This is a genomic window from Pseudomonas sp. P5_B2, from assembly GCF_056400445.1.
Genome location: NZ_JBFULH010000662.1, coordinates 1 through 2141 on the forward strand (window position 1 = coordinate 1; position 2141 = coordinate 2141).

The 2141-nt window shown below is 51.0% G+C and carries 1 protein-coding gene; it reads left to right on the top strand.

Features of this window, described 5'->3' with window-relative positions; all coding sequences use genetic code 11:
• Positions 1 to 824: 824 nt before the first annotated feature.
• Positions 825 to 2141: hypothetical protein (locus AC1DRJ_RS25345; protein WP_477804573.1), on the top strand; the 1317-nt coding region annotated here is incomplete at its 3' end.

Below are 2141 nucleotides of genomic sequence, written 5' to 3' on the forward strand. Positions count from 1 at the left end.
GTAAATGGCTGCGACCACACCAGAGGGACGGCATTCAAAATTGATAGAACCATTGCCGCGCCCGGGCAGTGAGTCGGTTTTAGCCTTGCTGCCCGGCTTCAATGATCTAAGCGTGGCATCGGTGACGATTTTTCCGGTGTTATCAGCCATCTGGTAGCCTCGTTTTCAGGGCCACTTCAGGGGCCACTTCTATTGAAAACTCATGATAGCCAGTGAAGTCATCCGGAACAATGAAAATAGCCAAGAGGCCAGTAGTCATTGGCTTACAGCCAGATTTTTGCTGTCACCTGCAACCTCCGGAAATAAGCAAAGCAACTCCCTTGTAATCAGTAGGTCCCGGGTTCGACTCCTGGTGCCGGCACCATACAAATAAAGGCTTGCAGCGATGCAGGCCTTTTTTGTTTCTCCCTCGGGCTAGCACCGAGCTAGCGATAAACAAAAAAACTTCTTCTTTTCACCCCCCCCCCAAAAACACACCGACTCATTGAGCAGGCTTGCACTAATACTGCCGCCCTATTTCAGCTCTTGGGTGAGGCGTCCGTGTGCCGTTTTGCATCTGCGGCAGCAATTCCATTTCTGCTACTGGGTAGGTGACCTGTCATCCACATCGGATTTGACCAACTCACTGTGTAGTCATAACCGGAAGAGTCCACCCACACAGCACCCCAGCAATTATTGGCCATCACCACAAAGAGAGGAATTTTATGAAAAAGAAAGAAAAAGTCAGTGGATATCGGTGATCATGATCGCTGGGCTGTTAGTCAACATCGGTGGCGCATTGCACATAACCGGCTCACTGCGAACTTATTCCATAGGTTTAAACATTGAAAAATAAACTAGAGCTCAAGGCGAGCCATTTTCTGCTGGGCGCATGCATTCTTTCTTTTTTGACTTTTTGGTTCGCCCGATACATCGACACCAGCAGTTTTGATCTCGTCCAACACTTTCTTCTGGTCGATGAATTAACGAAGCATGCTGGAGTTCGAACCGGGGCCTTTGAGCGCATCGGCCCAATGGCAGTCTATCCGGCGGCGGCACATTGGATGGCGACAATTATTGGGTGGATCGGCGGATCGGGGCTTGTGGGGATCACGATTGTCACTATCGCATCAGTCTATCTCTGCTACGTGCTGATCATTTGTCTCATCGGGGCCAGTTCGCCGGCGCGCGTATTGCTGTTAGCGCTCGCTTTCCTGCTGCTGAGGTTCACCCGCTCTCAAATAGGCTGGGAAGTTGTCGCCAACTTCTTCTACCCTCAACTCGTCGCTGATGTGATGTATTTCGGCATTCTCCTCTGGGTCTCAAAGAATCGAGAAAATTGGAAACAAACTATCTCCTTCCTACTGGCCGGCCTGATCACGATGTGGATTCAGCCGTTAGTCGCGGTTCATATTCTCGCCGCAGGCTGCGCCTTGATGGCATTCCAGTTGTGGAATCGCTGGAGCGAAAAAGCGTTTCCGCGCGTTAGGAATGCTGCCAATCTCGCGGCGCTAGTCGTTGGGTCTGCCGTGATTGTTTTGGCTAATCCGGCATTCAAACTCATGCGAGAGATTTCAGCCAATGATGGCTATTTGAGGTTTGGGTACAGTTCGACTTTGCTGGTTACTCTCATATGCGCGGCAATAGGCTTTTGGAACTTGCGGCGATACTGGTGCGGCAAGGCTGAATATGTCGATGCGATTCTAGGTTCCGCCGTAGTGGCAGCAGTCGGGCTGACCGTCCTCCAATTTGCCCTACTAAAGCTGCATGGTGATGGCTCGGCGTACGCGGTCAAGAAGCACATGTTTATCGTCTTGACACTTGGCATGATGAACACCGTTCGTGTCATCGCATCCTACTTTCCGATCAGCAAGAAAACCCTGACGCCGGGTGTAGCCGCACCTATTCTAGCGGGATTCGCTTCGATCTTTGTGCTTAAGGGATACGATACACCGGTCGCGCCGATCGTTAATGCATTGGCATATGCGAACCATGCTGCTGAATATCAATTGGCTGATTTCACCCCTGGTAACACGGTATCCAATGACAGCACGCTACCGCTGGTGGGGAATGTGATGATTTCGCTGACAGCGTTTCAACATTCTTTTGATGCCCGTGCAATATCATGGCAAAACGGAGCGGCGATTACGGAAGGGGCGAAG